This window comes from Streptomyces sp. NPDC002935 (assembly GCF_040611295.1).
GTDB lineage: Bacteria > Actinomycetota > Actinomycetes > Streptomycetales > Streptomycetaceae > Streptomyces.
Genome location: NZ_JBEXNW010000017.1, coordinates 153,876 through 175,793 on the forward strand (window position 1 = coordinate 153,876; position 21,918 = coordinate 175,793).

General features: G+C 71.2%; 16 protein-coding genes. 9 read left to right on the forward strand and 7 right to left on the reverse strand.

All coding sequences use genetic code 11. The annotated features are described in order from the left end of the window. Positions 1-106: 106 nt before the first annotated feature. The 3 genes from ABZX90_RS23870 to ABZX90_RS23880 form a co-directional block, all read right to left on the reverse strand. Positions 107-814: an ester cyclase gene (locus ABZX90_RS23870; RefSeq protein ID WP_351126663.1), complete on the reverse strand. Its 708-nt coding sequence runs from the start codon at positions 812-814 to the stop codon at positions 107-109. Between the two features lie 133 nt (positions 815-947). Further along, positions 948-1,721: an SDR family oxidoreductase gene (locus ABZX90_RS23875; protein ID WP_351126601.1), complete on the reverse strand. Its 774-nt coding sequence runs from the start codon at positions 1,719-1,721 to the stop codon at positions 948-950. 108 nt (positions 1,722-1,829) lie between these two features. After that, on the reverse strand, positions 1,830-2,498 hold the full coding sequence (locus ABZX90_RS23880) for an MOSC domain-containing protein (RefSeq protein ID WP_351126603.1): 669 nt from the start codon (positions 2,496-2,498) through the stop codon (positions 1,830-1,832). Between the two features lie 79 nt (positions 2,499-2,577). Between ABZX90_RS23880 and ABZX90_RS23885 the strand changes: the two genes are divergently transcribed. Continuing rightward, complete coding sequence (locus tag ABZX90_RS23885) at positions 2,578-3,474, forward strand: LysR family transcriptional regulator (RefSeq protein ID WP_355207770.1); 897 nt, start codon at positions 2,578-2,580, stop codon at positions 3,472-3,474. 281 nt (positions 3,475-3,755) lie between these two features. Here the strand turns inward: ABZX90_RS23885 and ABZX90_RS23890 are convergent, their stop codons facing one another. Continuing rightward, positions 3,756-4,085 carry a WhiB family transcriptional regulator gene (locus tag ABZX90_RS23890; protein ID WP_266455834.1) on the reverse strand — a complete coding sequence of 110 codons (330 nt, stop codon included), beginning with the start codon at positions 4,083-4,085 and terminating at the stop codon, positions 3,756-3,758. 389 nt (positions 4,086-4,474) lie between these two features. Here ABZX90_RS23890 and ABZX90_RS23895 point away from each other — a divergent pair, with 389 nt between their 5' ends. The 4 genes from ABZX90_RS23895 (at position 4,475) to ABZX90_RS23910 (ending at position 9,170) form a co-directional block, all read left to right on the forward strand. Continuing rightward, the gene (locus tag ABZX90_RS23895; protein WP_003948568.1) at positions 4,475-5,086 is read left to right on the forward strand and encodes a response regulator transcription factor; all 612 of its coding nucleotides are present in this window, start codon (positions 4,475-4,477) and stop codon (positions 5,084-5,086) included. Between the two features lie 268 nt (positions 5,087-5,354). Then, positions 5,355-5,930, forward strand: coding sequence for a sigma-70 family RNA polymerase sigma factor (locus tag ABZX90_RS23900; RefSeq protein WP_328553917.1), 576 nt, complete (start codon positions 5,355-5,357; stop codon positions 5,928-5,930). A 469-nt stretch (positions 5,931-6,399) separates the two neighbouring features. Then, a complete protein-coding gene (gene guaB / locus ABZX90_RS23905; RefSeq protein ID WP_351126608.1) occupies positions 6,400-7,908 on the forward strand; it encodes an IMP dehydrogenase in 1,509 nt (502 codons plus the stop codon). Between the two features lie 137 nt (positions 7,909-8,045). Then, entirely contained in the window at positions 8,046-9,170 is a 1,125-nt protein-coding gene (locus tag ABZX90_RS23910) for a GuaB3 family IMP dehydrogenase-related protein (RefSeq protein WP_351126610.1), read from the forward strand. 123 nt (positions 9,171-9,293) lie between these two features. On the opposite strand, the gene ABZX90_RS23915 is transcribed toward ABZX90_RS23910, so the two are convergent. Both ABZX90_RS23915 and ABZX90_RS23920 read right to left on the reverse strand, forming a co-directional pair. Continuing rightward, positions 9,294-9,851, reverse strand: a complete 558-nt coding sequence (locus ABZX90_RS23915; protein ID WP_355207775.1) for a hypothetical protein — start codon at positions 9,849-9,851, stop codon at positions 9,294-9,296. Between the two features lie 152 nt (positions 9,852-10,003). After that, the gene (locus ABZX90_RS23920; protein WP_355207777.1) at positions 10,004-11,206 is read right to left on the reverse strand and encodes a nucleotide sugar dehydrogenase; all 1,203 of its coding nucleotides are present in this window, start codon (positions 11,204-11,206) and stop codon (positions 10,004-10,006) included. A 270-nt stretch (positions 11,207-11,476) separates the two neighbouring features. On the opposite strand from ABZX90_RS23920, the gene ABZX90_RS23925 reads away from it, so the two are divergent. Beyond that, positions 11,477-13,183, forward strand: a complete 1,707-nt coding sequence (locus ABZX90_RS23925) for a glycerol-3-phosphate dehydrogenase/oxidase (protein ID WP_351126616.1) — start codon at positions 11,477-11,479, stop codon at positions 13,181-13,183. 70 nt (positions 13,184-13,253) lie between these two features. On the opposite strand, the gene ABZX90_RS23930 is transcribed toward ABZX90_RS23925, so the two are convergent. Beyond that, entirely contained in the window at positions 13,254-14,330 is a 1,077-nt protein-coding gene (locus tag ABZX90_RS23930) for a serine hydrolase domain-containing protein (protein WP_351126618.1), read from the reverse strand. Positions 14,331-14,593: 263 nt separating this feature from the next. Between ABZX90_RS23930 and ABZX90_RS23935 the strand changes: the two genes are divergently transcribed. From ABZX90_RS23935 to ABZX90_RS23945, 3 genes are all read left to right on the forward strand, one after another. After that, positions 14,594-16,759, forward strand: a complete 2,166-nt coding sequence (locus tag ABZX90_RS23935) for a serine/threonine-protein kinase (protein WP_355207780.1) — start codon at positions 14,594-14,596, stop codon at positions 16,757-16,759. Between the two features lie 169 nt (positions 16,760-16,928). Further along, positions 16,929-20,024, forward strand: coding sequence for a protein kinase (locus tag ABZX90_RS23940; RefSeq protein ID WP_355207783.1), 3,096 nt, complete (start codon positions 16,929-16,931; stop codon positions 20,022-20,024). A gap of 220 nt (positions 20,025-20,244) precedes the next feature. After that, positions 20,245-21,849 carry a serine/threonine-protein kinase gene (locus tag ABZX90_RS23945; RefSeq protein WP_351126665.1) on the forward strand — a complete coding sequence of 535 codons (1,605 nt, stop codon included), beginning with the start codon at positions 20,245-20,247 and terminating at the stop codon, positions 21,847-21,849. Positions 21,850-21,918 lie beyond the last annotated feature (69 nt).

Here is a 21,918-nt window from a genome sequence, read left to right on the forward strand (position 1 = left end):
CCGAGGCGTGACGACGTGAAGAGGTCCCCGTTCCCGACAGGAACGGGGACCTCCCGCGTTTCCGTGAGGCTGTTCCCCGGTGCTGTCCCTCCGGCGCGCCGAGCGGTCAGCCCTCCAGCGCGTCCAGCGCGCCGAGCCCGGCCATCAGACCCAGCCGGTCGTACTGCCACCAGCCCTCGACGATCTTTCCGTCCTCCCCGCACCGGAAGATGGTCGTGCCGGTCATGGAGGCCTGCTTCCCGGACGCCGGGATCCCCATGAAGTCGCCCGTGTGCATGCCGTTCCAGGTCCACCGCGTGCAGACGCGGTCGCCCTCCGTGATCTGGTCGTCGACGGTGAACTTGAAGTCGAAGCCGCCGCGCCACATCTCGATCTCGCGCCGTACCGCGTCGAGCCCGATGGTGTCCTGTTCGTTGGCGGGATCGTGGTCGTGATAGCTCTCCGCCATCAGTCCGTTGAGCGGCTCCAGCTCACCCGGGCCCGCCAGCATGTCGAAGTAACTGCGGATGTTCGCCGCGTAGAGCTGCTCGTCGCGCACGATGTCCAGGTCCGTGAACGTCGGCATCCCGTCGCAGAGCGCCACCATCTCCTTGAAGATCGTGTCGGTCTCGGGAAGTTTCGAGTTCCGCATCGCCTCTTCGTACGACGGGAACTCCACGATCTCCACGAAGTGGCTCGCGTCCGCTCGGTCCTTGCCGATGACGTTGTGCGTCGCGGTCCGTTTCCCCTTGGTCTGCTCGACCCATGTGTCCATCAGCCGGTTCATCTCGTCGAACCGACTGGTTCTACAGTCAATCAGCTGTACGAATGTCATCGCGCCGCCTCCGGCCCCCTGGTCCGGTTGATCCACCCTCAATCCTCCCACCGGAGGGGCGACACCACCCACCGCACGATCCGCGCGCGCCCGCCGCACGACCCGCAGGACCGCGCGACCCGCGTGATCGCCCTTACTGGGGGCCGTACTTCCGCCCGGTCTTCGACGTGATGCCGCCGAGCAGCGCCCTGGGCGTCACCTTCACCACGCCCATCAGCATCTTGTAGCGCGCGTCCGGGATCGACAGGGTTCTGCCGCGCGCCAGATCGGCGAGCGCGGCCGCGACCAGCTTGTCGGCGTCGAGCCACATCCAGTTCGGGATGTTGTCCGTGCCCATACCGGCCCGCTCGTGGAACTCGGTGCGCACAAAACCGGGAGCCAGCGCCATCAGCCGTACGCCGCTGCCCGCGAGATCCTTCGCCGCGCCCTGCGTGAACTGCACGACCCACGCCTTCGACGCCCCGTACGTGCCCCGCGGCACGAACGCCGCCACCGACGCGACGTTGACGACGCCGCCCCGGCCGCGCTCCCGCATGGCCTCGGTCGCCGCCGACGTCAGCCGGAGCACGGCCTCGCAGTGCACCTTGAGCATCTTCAGCTCGTCCGCCATCGATACGTCCAGATAGCGGCCCTTGTTGCCGAACCCGGCGTTGTTGACCAACAGGTCGACGGGGTTCCTGCGGTCGGAGAGGCGGGCGGCCACCGCTTCGATGCCCTCGTCCGTCGCCAGGTCCGCCGTGAGCACCTCCGCCTCGATGCCGTGCCGGTCGTGCAGCTCGGTCGCCTGCTCCCGCAGCCGCTTCGTGTCCCGCGCCACCAGCACGAGGTTGTGCCCGTCCGCCGCCAGCCGCCGCGCGAAGGCGGCACCGATTCCCGCGGTCGATCCCGTAATCAGAGCCGTTGTCATGGCGCAAGGTTAGTGACCGGCCCAGCCGCCCGGCGCCCGGTGTCGCCCAACGCCCGACCGCACTCCACGACTTCTCCGCACCCGTCCCGGCCGAGGCCGGGACGGCCCCTACCCGCCGTACTTCGCCACGTACTCCCGCGCCGTCGCCCGCACCTCCGGGTGCAGTGCGTCGCCCGCCGCCAACAGCCTTGGCAGCAGCTCCCGTTCGGTCGTCGAGGCGCGGAACGCGACGGCCACGGTGACATCGTGGCCGGGCCGGTGCACGATCTCGATCGGGTCCCCGGAGCTGATCTCGCCGGGCTCGATCACCCGCAGATAGGCGCCGGGCGCGCCCCGCCGCGTGAATCGCTTCACCCAGCCCTTCTCGCCGAGATGCCCCTGGAAGGTGCGGCAGGGGATGCGCCCGGAGGTCACCTCCAGGACAAGCTCGGAACCGATCCGCCAGCGCTCGCCGATCAGCGCGCCGGACACATCGAGACCCTGCGTCGTGAGGTTCTCGCCGAACACGCCGTTCGGCAGCGACCGGCCGAGCTCGCGCTCCCAGTCGTCGAGGTCCTGGCGCGCGACCGCGTACACGGCCTGGTCGTCACCGCCGTGATGACGCAGGTGGCAGATCGCGTCCCCGGCGAGCCCGCTCCCGCCGACGCCCTTGGGCCCCGGCGCCGTCACACGTACCGGCCCGTCGACCGGTCGCTTGTCGATGCCGGTCACGCCCTCCGGCTGGTCCGTGTACTCGACGGCCCGCGCCCGGCCCATATTGAGCGACAGAAGCTTCATGCCACCAAGCTAGGCGATACGACCCAAAGCGGCGACGCGATATTCGCCGCCGCATCCAAGACTCGCTTATGCTCGACGGGTGATCGAGGCTCGTCATCTCCGTGTCCTGCGCGCTGTCGCCACCACCGGATCCTTCTCGGCGGCGGGCCGCGAGCTGGGCTGCACCCAGCCCGCTGTCAGCCAGCAGATGAAGGCCCTGGAGGCGTCCGTGGGCACCCCCCTGCTCATCCGGACGGGACGCGAGATGCGCCTCACCCAGGCAGGTGAGGCCCTGGTCAAGCACGCGGCGAGCATCCTGGCCGGCCTCACGGCCGCCGAGGAGGAGGTCGCCGCGATCGCCGGTCTGCGCGCGGGCCGCGTCCGTCTGGTCTCCTTCCCCAGCGGCAGCTCCACCCTCGTTCCCACCGCTCTCGCCGCGCTGCGCGCCGCTCACCCCGGCACCCGTGTCTCCCTGGAGGAGGCCGAACCGCCCGAGTCCGTCGAGAAGCTCCGCGACGGCGACTGCGACATCGCGCTCGCGTTCCGCTACGAGGGCGCGCCGGGTGTCGAGGAGTGGGACGACCTCGTCGTGCGGCCCCTGCTGATGGACCGTCTTGTCGGTCTGGTGCCCGAGGGGCACCGGCTCGCGCGGGCGGAGTCCGTCGCGATCGGCGAGTTCGCCGGTGAGCCGTGGATCGCGGGCTGCCCGCGCTGCCGCGGCCAGCTCGTCGAGGTCTGCCGCGCTGCCGGCTTCGAGCCCCGCATCGACTTCGCCACCGACGACTATCCCGCCGTGGTCGGGCTGGTGGGCGCGGGACTCGGCGTCGCCGTCCTGCCGGAGCTCGCGATCGAGTCCGTACGTCCGAAGGGGGCGCGCACCGTGACGGTGGAGCCCGCGGTGCGCCGCGAGATCGTCGCCCTCACCCTCCCCGACCTCGCCGAGGTGCCCGCGGTGGCCGCGACGCTGGACCGGCTGGCCACGGCGGCGGCCCGCTAGCGGAGCTCCCCGCAGGGAGCTGTGCGGTCGGCGGACAGGGGGCTGAAGAGGACGTACAGCTCCCGTCGCGCCGAGAAGCGGGAACACGCCTGTGTGCCCGACGCGTAGGTGCCCGACGTGTACGTGCCCGACGTACGTCTCCGCCGTGCGCCTGCCTCCGGTGCGCGTGTCCGCCGTGTACGCGTATCCGGTGCGAGCGTCCGCCATGCACGGGGCCTCCGCCGCACCTGCCTCCGGTGCACGCGTCCGCCGCGTACGCGCGTCAACGCAGAAACGTTCCTTCAGTTGTTCGAAGCGGGACTGCTTCCGGTGGCCGATGCCGAGACCAGTCGGTTGCGTGCCCGTCCCATGAGCTCTTCGCGCTCGTCCTCGGTCAGTCCGCCCCACACGCCGTACGGTTCGCGCACCGCCAGCGCGTGTGCCGCGCACTCGGCGCGCACCGGACATCTCATGCAGACCTCTTTGGCCGAGTTCTCACGAGCGCTCCGTGCCGCACCACGCTCGCCCTCCGGGTGGAAGAAGAGCGAGCTGTCGACCCCGCGGCAGGCCGCGAGGAGCTGCCAGTCCCAGAGGTCCGCGTTCGGACCGGGAAGGCGGGAGAAATCTGCCATTGCGTGTCCCCTTGTTGCCGTTCTGGGCTGCTCTGTGCCCACCGACCGTACATCTACGATCTAAGGAGATGAAAATATGACTCATTGCGAATCTAGCCTCAGACACCAGCAAATGGGAAGAAAACAGGCTAAATGGGGCATGGGTTGTGATGAAACGTTGAGGGTCGGCGCGCATGTCTGCACCGTGTCCGCCCCCTCACGTACAGTGCCGATGACGGCCGACTGCCCCGTAACTCTTTCGAGTGACCATCGTTGAGATGGCTGAGGCGGTTGAAGGAACAAGCGCTCGGGCAGGCGGTCATATCCGTCGGCGAGTATCGACCGCACAGGTGACGATTCGTAACAGCCTGGAGGCTCAAGGTGACGCGCATCAGCTGCGGAGGACGGCCATGACATCCGTCCTCGTCTGCGACGACTCCCCGCTTGCCCGAGAGGCGCTCCGCCGTGCGGTCGCGACCGTGCCCGGTGTGGAGCGTGTGACGACGGCGGCCAACGGCGAGGAAGTCCTCCGCCGCTGGGGTGCCGACCGTTCGGATTTGATTCTGATGGACGTACGCATGCCCGGATTGGGCGGCGTGGAGACGGTCAGGCGGCTGCTGTCCGCCGACCCCGGTGCGCGCATCATCATGCTCACCGTCGCCGAGGACCTGGACGGTGTGGCACTCGCCGTCGCCGCCGGCGCCCGCGGCTATCTGCACAAGGACGCCTCACGGGCGGAGCTGCGCGCCACCGTGACCCAGGCGCTCGCCGACCCCACGTGGCGACTCGCGCCGCGCAGACTGCGTTCGGCGGAGATGGGCGCAGCGCCCACGCTCACCGCTCGTGAGATCCAAGTGCTCGAGGGCATGAGTCACGGCCGCTCGAACGCGGAGATCGGCCGTGAGCTGTTCCTCTCGGAGGACACGGTCAAGACCCACGCCCGGCGACTGTTCAAGAAGCTCGGCGCCTCGGACCGGGCGCACGCGGTCGCGCTCGGATTCCGGTGGGGCCTGGTCCGCTAGGTGAGCCGCCTCGAGGGTATGACGGAAGTAGTCCCTGCCCGCCGGACGGCGGGCAGGGCCGGGCCCTCGGAGAGAGCCTCTTCGGTGTCCGATCCCCGTTTCCCGGCGGATGCCGCATCCTTGAGGTGTGGAGTTCCTTGGGGACAAGTCGGTCGAGCGGAAGGGGAGGGCGCAGGAAATGAGTTCCGGCGCACCTGCTCATAACGCTTCGGTGCACAACTATGGACGCGGTGCCACGGACAGGACGACGCCAAGGCACCATGGACCGATGCGTGAAGACGAGACGACGGGGATCGGTGCGCTCGTCCATCGCGCGGTCGACGGCGACGAGCAGGCCACACACGACCTGCTCGCCCACGTACATCCGCTCGCGCTGCGTTACTGCCGTGCCCGTCTGTCCCGGCTTCCGGGGGACGCGCGGCACTTCGTGGAGGACCTGGCGCAGGAGGTCTGCGTCGCGGTGCTCCTCGCGCTGCCGCGCTACAAGGACACCGGGCGCCCCTTCGAGGCGTTCGTGTTCGCGATCGCGGCGCACAAGGTCGCCGACCTCCAGCGCGCCGCGATGCGCCATCCGGGGTCCACGGCCGTTCCCTCCGACGAGATGCCGGAGCGGCCCGACGACTCGCTCGGCCCGGAAGAGCGCGCGCTGCTCAGCAGCGACGCCGAATGGGCCAAGAAACTCCTGGCCAACCTCCCCGAGAACCAGCGCGAGCTGCTCCTTCTGCGCATCGCGGTGGGCCTCACGGCCGAGGAGACGGGCCAGATGTTGGGAATGTCACCGGGCGCCGTCCGGGTGGCTCAGCACCGGGCGCTGAGCCGGCTGAGGGCGCTCGCCGAGCAGTAGGAATTCCGATCGGTCGCGGTGACGCGAGGAGACGGCGTGGTCCCGCCGTGCGGGTCGGATTCCGGCCGGATCGGAGTGTTCGGGTGGCGTCGGCCGACCCTCGGCCGGGCGGCTCGGTCCTCCGCGCCGCGACGGCGCATCCTCTCGCCTCCATTTCCCTGCGCAAATTCCAGGCAGGCAAATTGCAGGCAAAAGGTGGCAGACCCCGGCGCCGCCGTACCGGCTCGGCCGGCCCCGACGGCGGGTTCCCTCCACCACCGCGGCGCGGAGCCGTCCGGCGAAGACATGCCTGGGCGCGGCGGTCCGGCGGCGCCCCGGCGCCCTCTCCGGGTACGGGTCTGAACGGTGGCGACATCCATCCCGTACGAACATACGAAGCCGAAGCCCACCCGCAACCGTGGAATGAGAGCGCCATGCTTCCCGTTAGCATGGACATCCGCACCGATCAAGGCCATTTGGGGAAGGTGTCATGACTGCCAACGTCGACGGAGTGCCCGCCAAGTTCGCGACACTCGGGCTGACCTACGACGACGTGCTGCTGCTGCCGGGCTCGTCGGACATGGCGCCCGACCAGATCGACACCGCCTCGCACATCTCGAAGAACGTCCGGGTCAACATCCCGCTGCTGTCCGCCGCCATGGACAAGGTCACCGAGTCGCGTATGGCGATCGCCATGGCCCGCCAGGGTGGCGTCGGTGTTCTGCACCGCAACCTGTCCATCGAGGACCAGGCCAACCAGGTCGACCTCGTGAAGCGCTCCGAGTCCGGCATGGTGACCGACCCGATCACCGTTCACCCGGACGCCACGCTCGGCGAGGCCGACGCGATCTGCGCCAAGTTCCGCATCTCCGGTGTGCCGGTCACCGACGGCGGCGGCAAGCTGCTCGGCATCGTCACCAACCGTGACATGGCCTTCGAGACCGACCGCTCGCGCCAGGTGCGCGAGGTCATGACGCCGATGCCGCTGGTCACCGGCAAGGTCGGCATCTCGGGCAACGACGCGATGCAGCTGCTGCGCCGCCACAAGATCGAGAAGCTTCCGCTGGTCGACGACGCGGGCGTCCTCAAGGGCCTGATCACGGTCAAGGACTTCGTCAAGGCCGAGAAGTACCCGAACGCCGCCAAGGACGCCGAGGGGCGTCTGCTGGTCGGCGCGGCCGTCGGTGTCGCGGGCGACGCCTTCGAACGCGCCCAAGCGCTGATCGAGGCGGGCGTCGACTTCATCGTCGTCGACACCGCGCACGGCCACTCCCGGCTGGTCGGCGACATGGTCGCCAAGATCAAGTCGAACTCCTCCGGCGTGGACGTCATCGGCGGCAACATCGCCACCCGTGACGGCGCGCAGGCGCTCATCGACGCGGGAGTCGACGGGATCAAGGTCGGTGTCGGCCCCGGTTCCATCTGCACCACCCGCGTCGTCGCCGGCATCGGCGTACCGCAGGTGACGGCCATCTACGAAGCGTCCCTCGCCGCCAAGGCGGCCGGCGTCCCGGTCATCGGCGACGGTGGCCTCCAGTACTCCGGTGACATCGCGAAGGCCCTGGTCGCGGGCGCCGACACGGTGATGCTCGGCTCGCTGCTCGCGGGCTGCGAGGAGTCCCCGGGTGAGCTGATGTTCATCAACGGCAAGCAGTTCAAGTCGTACCGCGGCATGGGCTCCCTGGGTGCCATGCAGTCCCGTGGCGAGCAGCGCTCCTTCTCCAAGGACCGCTACTTCCAGGAGGGCGTCGCCTCCGACGAGAAGCTCGTCCCCGAGGGCATCGAGGGCCAGGTGCCCTACCGCGGCCCGCTCTCCGCGGTCGTCCACCAGCTGGTCGGCGGTCTGCGCCAGTCGATGTTCTACGTCGGCGGCCGTACGGTGCCCGAGCTCCAGGACCGCGGCCGGTTCGTCCGGATCACCTCGGCGGGCCTCAAGGAGAGCCACCCGCACGACATCCAGATGACGGTCGAGGCGCCGAACTACAGCCGCAACAAGTAGTCACCCGAATACGTGATCGGGCTCCGCGCGCGCGTGGAGCCCGACGGCAAGGGCGGTCCCGGAGCCTCCGGGGCCGCCCTTGCCGTGGGCGTCGGGGATACTGGGAGGCGCAGAAGCGAAGACGGAAAGGCCACAACGTGACTGAGATCGAGATCGGGCGCGGCAAGCGCGGCCGCCGGGCGTACGCCTTCGACGACATCGCCGTCGTCCCGAGCCGCCGTACGCGAGACCCGAAGGAGGTCTCGATCGCCTGGCAGATCGACGCCTACCGCTTCGAGCTGCCCTTCCTGGCCGCCCCGATGGACTCGGTCGTCTCCCCGGCCACCGCGATCCGTATCGGTGAGCTGGGCGGCCTGGGCGTCCTGAACCTGGAAGGCCTCTGGACGCGGTACGACGACCCGCAGCCGCTGCTGGACGAGATCGCCGGGCTGGACGTGGAGACCGCGACCCGCCGCCTCCAGGAGATCTACGCGGCTCCCATCAAGGAGGAGCTGATCGGGCAGCGCATCAAGGAGGTGCGCGACTCCGGAGTCGTCACCGCCGCCGCCCTGTCCCCGCAGCGCACGGCGCAGTTCTCCAAGGCCGTCGTCGACGCGGGCGTGGACATCTTCGTCATCCGCGGTACGACGGTGTCGGCCGAGCACGTCTCCGGTGCCGCCGAACCGCTGAACCTGAAGCAGTTCATCTACGAGCTCGACGTCCCGGTGATCGTCGGCGGCTGTGCCACGTACACCGCGGCCCTGCACCTGATGCGCACCGGCGCGGCCGGTGTCCTCGTCGGTTTCGGCGGCGGCGCCGCGCACACCACGCGCAACGTGCTGGGCATCCAGGTCCCGATGGCCACTGCCGTCGCCGATGTCGCCGCGGCCCGCCGTGACTACATGGACGAGTCCGGCGGCCGGTACGTGCACGTCATCGCCGACGGTGGTGTCGGCTGGTCCGGCGACCTTCCCAAGGCGATCGCCTGCGGCGCCGACTCCGTGATGATGGGCTCCCCGCTCGCGCGCGCCACCGACGCGCCCGGGCGTGGCCACCACTGGGGCATGGAGGCGGTGAACGAGGAGCTGCCGCGCGGCAAGAAGGTCGACCTCGGCACCGTCGGCACCATCGAGGAGATCCTCACCGGCCCGTCGCACATCCCGGACGGCTCGATGAACATCTTCGGCGCTCTCCGCCGCGCCATGGCCACCACCGGCTACAGCGAGCTCAAGGAGTTCCAGCGCGTCGAGGTGACGGTCGCGGACTCACAGCACAAGCGCTAGTCCGAACGCCGGTACGTTCTCGTACCGGTCTGCACGTCCGTACAGGTGAAGGGCCCGTCCACCGAGTGGTGGACGGGCCCTTACGTGCGAGGTCGTTCCGTCAGCCGCCCGTCACGGGCATCCTCAGAGCCCGGCCTTGCGGGTGCCCTGGAAGGCCACGTACGCCGCGATCGCGAAGAAGACGAAGGTCAGCGGGTCGGCGTTGGCCTTCCACGCCTCCTGGACCACGTCGAAGTGGTCGAAGAAGACCTCGCTGAAGCCGACGCCGAGTTCCTTGGCGCCGATCATCGCCTCGCCGATCAGCTGGCCGAGGTAGACCGAGGCGACGGACACGATCACGCTGACCACCGGCAGGGTCTGGCTGCGGCCGCCGACGCGGCCCGCGGCGATGCCGACGAGGAAGCCGACACCGACGGCGGCGTAGCCGATCTCGTGCTTGGTGAGGCCGATGATCAGGCCGTACAGGACGGCGGAGACCACGCCGGCGCCGAGGGCGGCTACGAGGCCGAGCGCGAAGTTGTCGCGCGACGGGGCGGCCGGGGCGACGGGCGCGACCGGGAAGCTCGGCTGGGGCGCGCCCTGCGGGACACCCTGCTGCGGGACGGGCGGCTGGTCGGCGGGCTCGCCCGCGTACGGGTTGCTGTCGACCGGTGGACCGGACGGCGGCGTCGACTGACTCATGTGGTTCCCCCCAGGGATGCGGGCGCACCCTTGGAGTGCGCGTGGGACTGCGGCGCACAACTGAGGGCACCCGGGACGCGGGCGCACGTGTGTGCGAGAGCTGCCGCAGGTTAGCAGGGGGGAGTGACAATAAGTGAAGGGATTTCATCGGATCAGAGCCGCTGCGCCGCCCCGGTCGGGGTCGCCCCCCTTGTGTCCAGGAGGAGCTGGGCCTTCACGGACAGCCCCTGCAGGTCGTACGTGCGGTGCTGCTGGAGAAGGATCGTCAGGTCGGCGTCGGCCGCGGCCTCGTAGAGGGAGTCCGCGCGCGGCACGGGCCGCCCGAGGACGCTCCAGGCCGGGACGTGCGGGTCGTGATAGCTGACGGACGCGCCGAGTTCCATCAGGCGTACGGCGATCTCGTGGGCGGGGGCGCCCTGTTGATCGGCGATGTCCGCCTTGTAGGTGACGCCGAGGAGGAGCACGCGCGCGGCACGGGCGGACTTCCCGTGCTCGTTGAGCAGCGCGGCGGCGCGCTGGATGACGTACTGCGGCATGTGGCTGTTGACCTGCTGGGCAAGTTCGACCATCCGCAGGGTGCGGGGGCCGCCGAGGTCCTGGGCGATCCCGTGCCCGCCGACTCCCGGGCCGGGCCGGAACGCCTGGAAGCCGAACGGCTTGGTCTCCGCGCAGCGGATGACGTCCCACAGGTCCACGCCCAGGTCGTTGCAGAGCACGGCCATCTCGTTGACGAGCGCGATGTTGACGTGCCGGAAATTGGTCTCCAGGACCTGCACGGTCTCCGCCTCGCGGGGGCCACGCGCGCGTACGACCTTGTCGGTGAGCCTTCCGTAGAAGGCGGCGGCCGACTCGGTGCACGCGGGGGTGAGGCCGCCGATGACCTTCGGTGTGTTGGCGGGGGTGAAGTCGCGGTTGCCGGGATCGACCCGGCTGGGCGAATAGGCGAGGTGGAAATCGCGCCCCGCGCGCAGTCCGGACCCCGTTTCGAGGAGCGGGCGCAGAAATTCCTCCGTGGTGCCGGGGTGCACGGGCGATTCCATGATCACTGTGGTGTGCGGGCGCAGTCGTGCGGCCAGGGTGCGGGCCGCCCCTTCCACCTGGCTGAGGTCCAGGGTGCCGTCGGCGCCCCGCGGGGTCGGCGCGCAGATGACGGCGGTGCGTACGCGGCCGAGCTCGGCCGGGTTGGTGGCCGGCCGGAAGCCCCCCGAGAGCATCCGGCGCAGTTCTGCGGGGGTGAGGGAGCCGCCCTCCGGCCCAGTTTTGTAGCCGAGGGTGGAGATGCCGACGGCGACGGCGGCCTGGGCCAGGGGCAGGCCGAGATGACCGAGTCCGATGACGGCGAGGTCTGCGGGCATGGAGTGGGCCGTCCTTCCCAGTAACCGATGCGGGACAGGTGCGCAAGCCCTGTGGACAGGATGGGCGAGAGCAATGTCAGACTAGGAGTAAATATGACCGATTTGCGGGATTGTCCGATCAAGATTCCTTACGCGTCGCCGAGAGTTGTCCACAGGCTGCGGACGGACGGTGGCCGATGAGGGGCAAGGCGGTCAGACTTTGGGCAGGGGGGATGTGAGCCGGGCGTCGCCGGACAGGTGCGGCCAGCGCGACAACAGCGGGAGGCAGCGGTGAGGACAGCGACACTGGGGCCGGCGGAGCGCGCCGAGTCACTTGCGGGAATGGCCGAGCGTGAGCTGGACGTGCTGGTCGTGGGCGCGGGCGTGGTCGGCGCGGGCACCGCGCTGGACGCCGTGACACGCGGCCTGTCCACCGGACTGGTCGAAGCGCGTGACTGGGCGTCGGGCACGTCGAGCCGGTCCAGCAAGCTGATCCACGGCGGCCTGCGGTATCTCGAGATGCTCGACTTCGCGCTCGTCCGCGAGGCACTGAAGGAGCGCGGCCTGCTGCTCGAACGGCTGGCACCGCATCTGGTGAAACCCGTCCCGTTCCTCTACCCCCTCCAGCACAAGGGCTGGGAGCGGCTGTACGCGGGCTCCGGCGTCGCGCTGTACGACGCCATGTCGATGGCCCGCGGCCACGGACGCGGACTGCCCACCCACCGCCACCTGACCCGCCGCCACGCCCTGCGCGTCGCACCGGCCTTGAAGAAGGACGCGCTGATCGGCGCCCTGCAGTACTACGACGCGCAGATGGACGACGCCCGCTATGTGGCGACGCTGGTGCGCACGGCCGCGGCGTACGGCGCGAAGGTCGCCAACCGCGCGCGGGTCACCGGTTTCCTGCGCGAGGGCGAGCGGGTGGTCGGCGCCAAGGTGCGCGACGTCGAGGGCGGCGGCGAGTACGAGGTCCGCGCCAAGCAGGTCGTCAACGCCACGGGCGTGTGGACCGACGACACCCAGGCGCTGGTCGGGGAGCGGGGCCAGTTCCATGTGCGGGCGTCCAAGGGCATCCATCTGGTCGTACCGAAGGACCGGATCAACTCCACCACGGGCCTGATCCTGCGCACCGAGAAGTCCGTGCTGTTCGTGATCCCGTGGGGCCGCCACTGGATCATCGGCACCACCGACACCGACTGGGACCTCGACAAGGCCCACCCGGCGGCCTCCAGCGCGGACATCGACTACCTGCTGGAGCACGTGAACTCGGTGCTTTCGGTGCCGCTCTCCCGCGACGACGTCGAGGGGGTGTACGCGGGCCTGCGGCCACTGCTGGCCGGAGAGTCGGACGCCACCAGCAAGCTGTCGCGCGAGCACACCGTGGCCCACCCGGTGCCCGGACTCGTGGTCGTGGCCGGCGGCAAGTACACGACCTACCGGGTGATGGCCAAGGACGCGGTGGACGAGGCGGTGCACGGCCTCGACCAGCGGGTCGCCGAATGCGTCACCGAGGAGACCCCGCTGGTCGGTGCCGAGGGCTATCACGCGCTGTGGAACGCGCGAGCGCGGATCGCGGCGCGCACCGGACTCCATGTGGTGCGGGTGGAGCACCTGTTGAACCGGTACGGGTCGCTCGCGGAGGAACTCCTCGACCTCATCGTGGAGGACCCGTCGCTCGGCGAGCCCCTGCCGGCCGCCGAGGACTACCTCCGGGCCGAGATCGTCTACGCCGCCTCGCACGAGGGCGCCCGCCACCTGGACGACGTCCTGACCCGGCGCACCCGCATCTCCATCGAGACCTTCGACCGGGGCACCCGCAGCGCCCGCGAGGCCGCGGAGCTGATGGCGCCGGTCCTCGGCTGGGACAAGGACCAGATCGAGCGCGAGGTGGAGCACTACGAGAAGCGGGTCGAGGCCGAGCGGGAGTCCCAGCGCCAGCCGGATGATCTGACGGCGGACGCGGCACGGCTGGGGGCGCCCGACATCGTGTCGTTCTGACCGCCGGTTCCCGCTCATCTCACTCGAACGGGTGCGGTGAGCTGGGATCTCTGCTCGCGGCCCGGCCGTTCTACTGGGTGCGGGGACAGAACTCGGCGGCGAGCACGGCCGGTTCGAGCGTCGGGTCCGTGACCCCGTCCGTGTTCACGCGGAAGGTGAGGACACGACGACCGTCGAGGGTGGCCGCGCTGCGCACGTAGCTGCCGGAGATACGGCCGTTGTGCCCCCACACCGTGGTCCCGCACGGCAGCTTCACCGGGAACAGACCCATGCCGTACGAGCCATGCGCGGCACGGGTGTCGAGCATCTCGCGCAGCCAGTGCGAGGGCAGCAGCTCGCCGCCGAGCAGGGCCGCGTAGAAGCGGTTCAGGTCGGCCAGCGTGCTCACCAGCTCACCCGCCGCGCCGGCCACGCGCGGGTCGAGCTCGGTGACGTCGGAGCCGTCGGCGGCGTACGCGCGGCCGTGCGGTGCGGGAAGCGACGCGCGGGCACCCGGGAACGAGGTGCCGGTCAGACGGAGGGGAGTGATGACGCGGCGCTCGGTCTCGGTGGCGTACGAGTGGCCGGTGACCTCCTCGACGACCATGCCGAGCAGCACGTAGTCGGTGTTCGAGTAGGCGTAGCGGCCACGTTCGGCCGGGGGATGGGTGAGCGCGATGCGTACGGCCTGAAGCGGGGTCAGGGGGACGGTGCCCCGGGTCGCCGAGGTGAAGTCGTGGAGGCCGCTGGTGTGGCGGAGCAGGTCGCGCAGGGTGATGCGGCGGCCGTCGTTGCCCGCGCCGCGCACCAGGCCGGGCAGGTGGTCGTCGACGGAGTCGGACAGGGACAGCCGTTGTTCGGCGGCGAGTTGCAGGACGACCGTCGCGATGAACGTCTTGGTGATGCTGCCGGCCCGGAAGTGATCGGAACGGGCTATCTCGTTTCCGGTGCTCGCGAAGCGTGGACCCGACTCCTCGTCGGCCAGCAGGGCGGCGGCCGGGGCGCCGCCACGGGTCACGAGAAGGGCGAGCGCGGTGTCCGAGGCCGGGGTGACGGGGCCCTGGGAGGCGACCAGGGTCCGCCCCAGCAGGCCGGTTTGGGCCATGCCGAGGAGCGCCAGGGACATGGGTATGGCCAGGAGTGTCCGAGGTGTCCGGGGCTGTGGCATCGGCGGGTCCTTCCCTGTCGCGGCCCATCATGGGGCACGTCTCTGTGCCGCGGGTCGAGCAGGGGGGCGGGTGGGGCGGAGGGGTGGGAACACGGTCGCCGGGTGGTCGGCGTGCGCGGAGTGTGCCTGGCGGTGAACTGTCGGTGGGGGCCGGGCGTCTCACTGGCTGAGCTGTTGCGGTTCCAGGGGGCCCCTGGGCGTTGGGCACTTGTCGGGTGAGGGACAATGAAGGCTCTGTCAGGGCGGGTTGCTTGAGGGGACGCATGTCGGAGGCGGAGCGGGCGGGAGCATCCCGTCAGGACAAGAGCGAACGTCTCCTCGCCGGGCGGTACCGGCTGGGGGATGTTCTCGGCCGCGGCGGCATGGGCACGGTGTGGCGCGCGCAGGACGAGACCCTGGGCCGCACAGTCGCCGTGAAGGAGCTGCGGTTCCCGTCGGCCATCGACGAGGACGAGAAGCGCCGGCTCATCACGCGCACGCTGCGGGAGGCCAAGGCGATCGCGCGGATCCGCAACAACGGCGCGGTGACGGTCTTCGACGTGGTCGACGAGGACAACCGGCCATGGATCGTGATGGAGCTCGTCGAGGGCAAGTCGCTCGCCGAGGCCATCCGCGAGGACGGCCTGCTCACGCCGAAGCGCGCCGCCGAGGTGGGCCTGGCCATCCTCGACGTGCTGCGCTCGGCGCACCGTGAGGGCATCCTGCACCGTGACGTGAAACCGTCGAACGTGCTGATGTCCGACGACGGCCGGGTCGTGCTCACCGACTTCGGCATCGCGCAGGTGGAGGGCGACCCGTCCATCACCTCGACCGGCATGCTCGTCGGCGCGCCCTCCTACATCTCGCCGGAGCGGGCGCGCGGCCACAAGCCCGGTCCCGCGGCCGACCTGTGGTCGCTGGGCGGTCTGCTGTACGCGTCGGTGGAAGGCGTGCCGCCGTACGACAAGGGCTCCGCGATCGCGACGCTCACCGCCGTGATGACCGAGCCGGTGGAGCAGCCGAAGAACGCGGGTCCCCTGGAGAACGTGATCTACGGCCTGCTCGCCAAGGATCCCGAGCAGCGGCTCGACGAAGCGGGCGCGCGGGCGATGCTCAACGAGGTACTGCGCGCGCCCGAGCCCGAGCAATCCGTACCGGAGCCGGTGGACGCGACGAAGGTCGTGGCCATGCCGCCGCTGCCGGAGGGCTCGGGGCGGCGCGGTGCGGGCGGCTCCCGCGCAAAGAAGGGCGAGGAGCCGGCGGAGCGGCTGCGCGGGGCGCTGCGTTCGGTGCGCAAGGCCGCGACGGCGGCCGGGGCCGCCACGGCGGCGGCCACCTCGGCGGCGACGGCGCGTGCGAAGACGGCCGGCGACTCGGACTCCTCCCGGGCGGCGGGAGCCGCCGGGACGGACACCCCGCACACGGGTGCCGGGTCCGGTGGGGCCCCCGGCACGGTCGGCGGCACCTCCGTGTCGTCCGGCTCGGCGGGTTCGTCCGCACCGTCCGCGCCGCCTGCGCCCGGGAAGCCGGGTGGTCGTGACAGTACGTCGGTGAACTCCAGTTCGGCCGAGGGTGCCGGAGCTGCGGGTGCCGCCGGTTCGCGGAGCGGGGCGGGGTCCGGGTGGCCGGTGGCCCCCGAGCGGCCGCAGCGGCCGGCGCCGAAGGCGTCGCTGACGGATGTCGTGCCGCGCCGCACGCTGGTGATCATCGCGGTGGCCGTGGCGCTGGCCGTGCTCGGCACCGTCCTGGCCCTCACTCTCGGTGGCGGGGACGACAGCGGCGCCAAGGACAGCAAGAGCGGCGGCGGCAAGGCGGCCGCCTCCAGCGGGGCGACGTCCGGAAGCGGGAACGGCGACGACACCAAGAAGGACGACGACGGCGCCCACACCGACAACGGCGACAAGTCGGGCTCCGGTTCCGGATCTGGCGAGGACGGGACCGCGGACGCCTCTTCGGGCGCGAGCGCGTCGGCCGGTTCGAGCGGTGACGGCAAGAAGTCGGGCTCCGGTTCGGGTTCCACGGCCGTGAAGACGTACAAGAGTGGCCAGGGCTTCTCGATCGGGCTGCCGAAGGGGTGGAAGTACCAGTCCCAGGACATCGCGGGAGCCAGGTTCACCGGTCCCGACGGGCAGAAACTCCTCATCGGCTGGACGACGACGCCCAAGGACGACCCGGTCGCGGACTGGAAGAACCAGGAGCGGTACATGGTCCGCTCCCAGTACGTGAAGCTGCGCATAGAACAGGTGGAGTACCGCGGCTGGAACACGGCCGACTGGGAGTTCACCTATGTGGACGGGGGCACGAAGTTCCGTTCGATCGACCGCGGTTTCGTTGTGAACTCGCATCAGGGGTACGCGCTGATGTACACGGCGAAGTCGTCCGCGTGGGACAGCGCTCTGCGCAAGAACACGTGGAAGACGCTGACCGAGACGTTCCAGCCGAAGTCGTGACGTACCGCTCGCCGAGGTGACGTTCTGCCACGGACGGGTGCCCGAGATCTCGCATCACCGCTCTGCGGGTTGCCTCGGGCACGTATCGTGAGTGGTTGCGGACCGTACGAAGCCACAACGGAACGCAAGGCGAACGGAATTGACCAACCGGTCGGCTGGGGGAGGCATCGTGGACGACTATGCGGGACGGGTACTCGCCGACCGCTACCGCCTGCCTCTGCCACCGGCCGACGAGTACGAACTCGCCGAGAGCCGGGCCTTCGACACCTACAGCGGACAGGAAGTCCTCGTACGGCAGGTGCCGTTGCCGGAGGTCGTCGAGGCCGAGGTGCTCGACGCGGACGGGTTGCCCGACGGGTTCGTGGCCCGGGACGGCGGGGTGCGGAGGGCGTCCGCGCGGACCACGCGTCGGCCCACCGAACCGGCCGTGCGACGTGCGATCGAGGCCGCGCAGGCCGCCGCGCAGATCCCCGACCATCCCCGGCTCGACCAGGTCTTCGACGTGTTCGCCGAGGGCGGGTCGCTGTGGATCGTCAGCGAGTTGGTGCCCGCGAGGCCGCTGGCCGCCCTGCTCGCCGAGAAGCCGCTCAGCCCCTACCGCGCCGCCGAGGTCGCCTCCGACGTCCTGACCGCGCTGCGGGTCCTGCACGCGCACGGATGGGTGCACCGGAACATCACCGCGCGTACGGTGCTCGTCTGCGACGACGGCCGCGTCCTGCTGACCGGACTCGCGGCCGGGGCCGCCGAGGAGGCGCTGTGCGGGTACGACCCGGTGCCCGCGCGGGAGGACGACTTCACGCATGAGCCCGGCTCCGGCCCCGGCGGCGCCGAGGGCGACGTCGCGCGGCCCGGCTCAGGCCGGGCTGCCGGACAGCCGGGCAGCGGTGCTTCGGCCGGGGCGGGCGCAGGTGCTCCTCGGGGTGCCGGCGCCGGTGGGCCGAGCGGCACGGGCGGGCGGGGTCCCGCCGGTGGCATCGGGTTCGGCGGCGGTCCCGCGCGCGGTGTCGCCGTGGCGGCCACGTCCGGTGCCGATGCCGAAGCGGCCCGTCGGGCGGCGATCGAGGCCCGGGCGGAGCAGGGAACACCGGTTCCGGGGACGCCCACGGCGGGTGCGGCGGGCCGAGGCCCCCGTGCTCTCGAGGCGGGCGGCCCGGCAGGTCAGGGCGGTCCGGCTGGACACGCCGGGCCGCCCGGCGGACCGGACGCCGACGGGGCGGCGGAGGCCGCCGAGGGCGACATCCGGGCCGCGCGCGCCGGAGCCATCGCCGCGTACCGCGCCGGAGCACGCGCCGCCGCCCGCGTCCAGGGGGAACAGCGGGGCGACCCGCTCGCCCTTCCGGCACCCCGCCCCGCGACACCGGGCGAGCAGAACGGACAGGCGGGCCAGGGCAGCCCGTACGGCACCTCCGCGCACTCCCCGCAGACCCAGGCCTACGGCCCGCCGCAGCTGCCCGGCCAGGGCGGGCAGCAGCGCCCCCACACCGCGCCTCCGGGCCAGATAGCCGACCCGTACGGAGTCGGCGGCACCAGCTGGCACGGGGCTCAGCCCCGCCCTGCCGGACCCGTCGGCGGGGACCGCGGCCAGGGGCGCCCCACACTCCCCCCGGGAGCGGGCGGCAGGCATGCCACGGGGACCACGGGGGCCACGGGTTACGACAATCCCGCGCTCGGGCCCGGACAGCAGCCCTTCGGCACAGGACACGGCGGCCGTCCCGGCGTCCCGGCCCCCGGAGGGACTCCCGGAAGTGACCGGGTTCCGGACCAGGACCACAACAGGCTCACCGGCGGCTTCCAGGCGTCCGGTCACACCCAAGCCCCGGGACTTCCGGGCGGTTTCACGCAATCCGGCCTCGCCCGCGTGCCCGGCGCCTCCCCGGCCCCCGATCACACCCGGATTCCCGGCACCCCGCAGAGCCCCGCCTCCGCTCCGCACAACCCCGAGGGCCGCAGCGGCGGTTGGGGTGCCCCGGCCGTCGGGACATCGCCACGGCGAGGCCCGGCCACCGCGCTCGCGGCGGAGCGGGCGCGGCAGGCGAGGATGGCCGTGGTCGGGCCGGTGACCGAGCGCTGGGCGCCGGAGCAGGCCGGACCGGTGCACGAGAACTGGCAGTTGGCCGCCCCGATCGGTCCGGCGACCGACCTGTGGGCCCTGGGCGCGCTGCTCTTCCGCGCCGTACAGGGGCACGCGCCGTACCCGGAGGAGAACACCGCCGAGCTGGTGCAGCTGGTGTGCGCCGAGCCGCCCGCCTTCGCCGAGGAGTGCGGGCCGCTGCGGCCCGTCGTCGAGTCGCTGCTGCGCCAGGACCCCACCGAGCGGCTCGACTTCGAGGAGCTGCGCGGCTGGCTGCGGTCCCTGGTGCGGTCCGCGCCGGAGCCCGAGGCCGGGACGCATGTCGTGCCCGTGCCGCCCGCCGACCCGAGCCGGCTGCCGATCGTACGGCGCCGGGGCGAGCTCGTCCGCAGGCGTCGCGCCGGGCTGCCCGCGACCAGCCCGCACGCCCGGCACAAGCGTGCCAAGCGGGAGAGCTCGGCCCGGCCCCGCCGACTGGGCCGCAATCTGCTCCTGCTGGTCCTGCTCCTGCTGGCCGCGGCGGTCACGTACGCCATGGTCTTCATGCCCAAGGCGGACCGGAGCGGCACGGGTGACGAGCGCACCGGCGCCGCCGGACAGGCCGGTCCCGCCCCCGACACCAGCGGCGACGCGAAGGCGAGCAGCGAGCCCCGGCCCGACCAGACCTCGCCGGACCCCGGCAAGAGCCCCTCGGGGAAGTCCAGTTCGACCTCCTCGCACACCACCACCGATCCCGATGTCGCCCAGGGGTTCACGCTCCGCAAGGACCCCGAGGGATTCCGGGTCGCCGTGGCGAGCGGCTGGGACCGTTCGCCGAAGAACGGGAGCGGCCAGATCGTCTACTCCCAGGGGGACTTCGAGCTCATCGTCGTCCCCGGGCGGGACGGCACGGCCACGTACGGCAGTGACCCGATGACCTACCAGCGGGAGAACGAGAAGGAGTTGCAGCCCTTCCGGGACTCGACGTGGGCCACCTCCAGTGGGATGCGGCGCATCGACGTCGGGGGCCGCGTGATGGCCGAGGGCCAGTTCACCTGGCAGGACTCCGCGGGGCGTTCGCTCTATGTGCGCAACCTCGCGATCCTCGTCGGCGGGCACTACCACGTGGTGCAGGTACGCGGTCCGGAGGCCGAACGCGACGAGGTCACCCGGCTGTACGAGCAGGCTTCGGCGACCTATCAGGTCACCGGCTGAGCAAGGCCCGTGACCCGCCGGTGCCGGTCGGGCAAGCCTCCCGCGCACCGGAGGCAACCGTTTCAGCAGGCGAGGGCACCTGAACACCGAACGGTTCCCTCCCGTACAGGGAAGGGAGAACCGTCACAGTGCGGTCTCCGTACGACCCCGCTTGTTCCCTGGGTGGGGACCGCTCTTTAGTCTGACCCTGTCAAGACCATTGCGGGGAAACGTGAATCAGATGCAGGGCCTGCTCCTCGCGGGCCGCTACCGGCTTGTCGATTCGATCGGCAGCGGTGGCATGGGCCGGGTTTGGCGCGCCCACGATGAGGTGCTGCACCGCGCGGTCGCGGTCAAGGAGCTGACCGCCGCGCTGTACGTCTCCGAGAGCGACGTCGCCCGGCTGCTCGCCCGCACCCACGCCGAGGCGCGGGCCGCGGCCCGGATCAACCACTCGGCCGTCGTCACCATCCACGACGTCCTGGAGCACGACAACCGGCCGTGGATCGTCATGGAGCTGGTCGAGGGCAACTCGCTGGCCGACGAGGTCAAGGAGCAGGGACGCCTCGAACCGGCCGAGGCGGCACGGATCGGCCTGTGGGTCCTGCGCGCGCTGCGCGCCGCACACGCCGCCGGAGTGCTGCACCGGGACGTGAAGCCCGGCAACGTCCTTCTCGGAGGGGACGGCCGTGTCCTGCTCACCGACTTCGGCATCGCCCAGATAGAGGGCGACACCACGATCACCCGCACCGGAGAGGTTGTCGGCTCGGTCGACTACCTCGCCCCCGAGCGGGTACGCGGCCACGACCCGGGCCCGGCCTCCGACCTGTGGGCGCTCGGCGCGACGCTGTACACGGCGGTCGAGGGCAGGTCGCCGTTCCGCCGCACCTCGCCCATCGGCACCATGCAGGCCGTCGTCGAGGAGGAACCCGCCGAACCGGTCAACGCGGGTGCGCTGGGGCCCGTCCTCGCCGCGCTGCTGCGCAAGGATCCGGCCGAGCGGCCCAGCGCGGCGCAGGCCGAGCAGATGCTTGCCGAGGCGGCGGCGGGACGACTGTCGAGTGAGGCGCAGTCGTATGCGCCGACGGGGCAGGCGCGGTACGGCACCACGGAGACGGGGACCGGCACCGGTACCCGCGAGCAGACGGCAGCCGCCACGCCGTATCCGCCCCAGACGATCGTGCCCGCGCCGCAGAAGCGGCACCGCCTGCGTACGTTCGCCCTGGTCGTCGCCCTTGCGGCGATCGTCGGCGGGGGTGTCGCGGTCGCGCTGCAGCAGTTCGGCACAGGCAGCCCCGGCGACTCCGCCTCTGCATCGTCGACTCCGAGTGCCAGCGCCACGCCGAGCGACGAGGGCAGTCAGCGGGCGGTTCCCGCCGGTTGGCAGCGGCGCAACGACCCGGTGGGATTCAGCATCTCCCTGCCCAAGGGGTGGAAGCGGTCCGTCTCCATCGACCAGGACGGCCTCCGGCAGGTCGACTACTCGCCGGACAAGGGCAAGCACCTCGTGCGGGTCGCCGTCGACACCGCGCCGGACTTCAGCTCCTCGTACGAGCACATGAGCAACCTGGAGCAGGGGGTCTCACGGCGGCTGCTGGACTACAAGCAGCAGAGCCTCAAGAAGGAGCTCTTCCGCGACCTGCCGGGTGTCCGCTGGGAGTACACGTGGAACGCCCTGGCCAAGGATGCGCCGCACTACTTCCCGGGGCCCTACCGTGCGATCGACGTCGGGTACATGAAGAGTGACGGCACCGAGTACGCCATCTACGAGGCCTCGCCGGCCGCCGACTGGGCCACCACCAAAAAGCAGTTCGACCGGATCCTGCGGGGCTTCCAAGAGGGTTGATCCGAGGGGAACACCCCGGTGACTCTGCTTCCCGCCGTCCGAACGCCAGCAGGTGTGGGCGTTGCTGGA

Bases quoted from the DNA above. Each gene is read 5' to 3' on its own strand.
- ABZX90_RS23870 (WP_351126663.1), bottom strand. From the start codon at position 814: ATGACATTCGTACAGCTGATTGACTGTAGAACCAGTCGGTTCGACGAG.
- ABZX90_RS23880 (WP_351126603.1), bottom strand. From the start codon at position 2,498: ATGAAGCTTCTGTCGCTCAATATGGGCCGGGCGCGGGCCGTCGAGTAC.
- ABZX90_RS23900 (WP_328553917.1), top strand. From the start codon at position 5,355: ATGCGTGAAGACGAGACGACGGGGATCGGTGCGCTCGTCCATCGCGCG.
- ABZX90_RS23945 (WP_351126665.1), top strand. From the start codon at position 20,245: ATGCAGGGCCTGCTCCTCGCGGGCCGCTACCGGCTTGTCGATTCGATC.
- ABZX90_RS23895 (WP_003948568.1), top strand. From the start codon at position 4,475: ATGACATCCGTCCTCGTCTGCGACGACTCCCCGCTTGCCCGAGAGGCG.
- ABZX90_RS23915 (WP_355207775.1), bottom strand. From the start codon at position 9,851: ATGAGTCAGTCGACGCCGCCGTCCGGTCCACCGGTCGACAGCAACCCG.
- ABZX90_RS23875 (WP_351126601.1), bottom strand. From the start codon at position 1,721: ATGACAACGGCTCTGATTACGGGATCGACCGCGGGAATCGGTGCCGCC.
- ABZX90_RS23920 (WP_355207777.1), bottom strand. From the start codon at position 11,206: ATGCCCGCAGACCTCGCCGTCATCGGACTCGGTCATCTCGGCCTGCCC.
- ABZX90_RS23890 (WP_266455834.1), bottom strand. From the start codon at position 4,085: ATGGCAGATTTCTCCCGCCTTCCCGGTCCGAACGCGGACCTCTGGGAC.
- ABZX90_RS23935 (WP_355207780.1), top strand. From the start codon at position 14,594: ATGTCGGAGGCGGAGCGGGCGGGAGCATCCCGTCAGGACAAGAGCGAA.
- ABZX90_RS23930 (WP_351126618.1), bottom strand. From the start codon at position 14,330: ATGCCACAGCCCCGGACACCTCGGACACTCCTGGCCATACCCATGTCC.
- guaB (WP_351126608.1), top strand. From the start codon at position 6,400: ATGACTGCCAACGTCGACGGAGTGCCCGCCAAGTTCGCGACACTCGGG.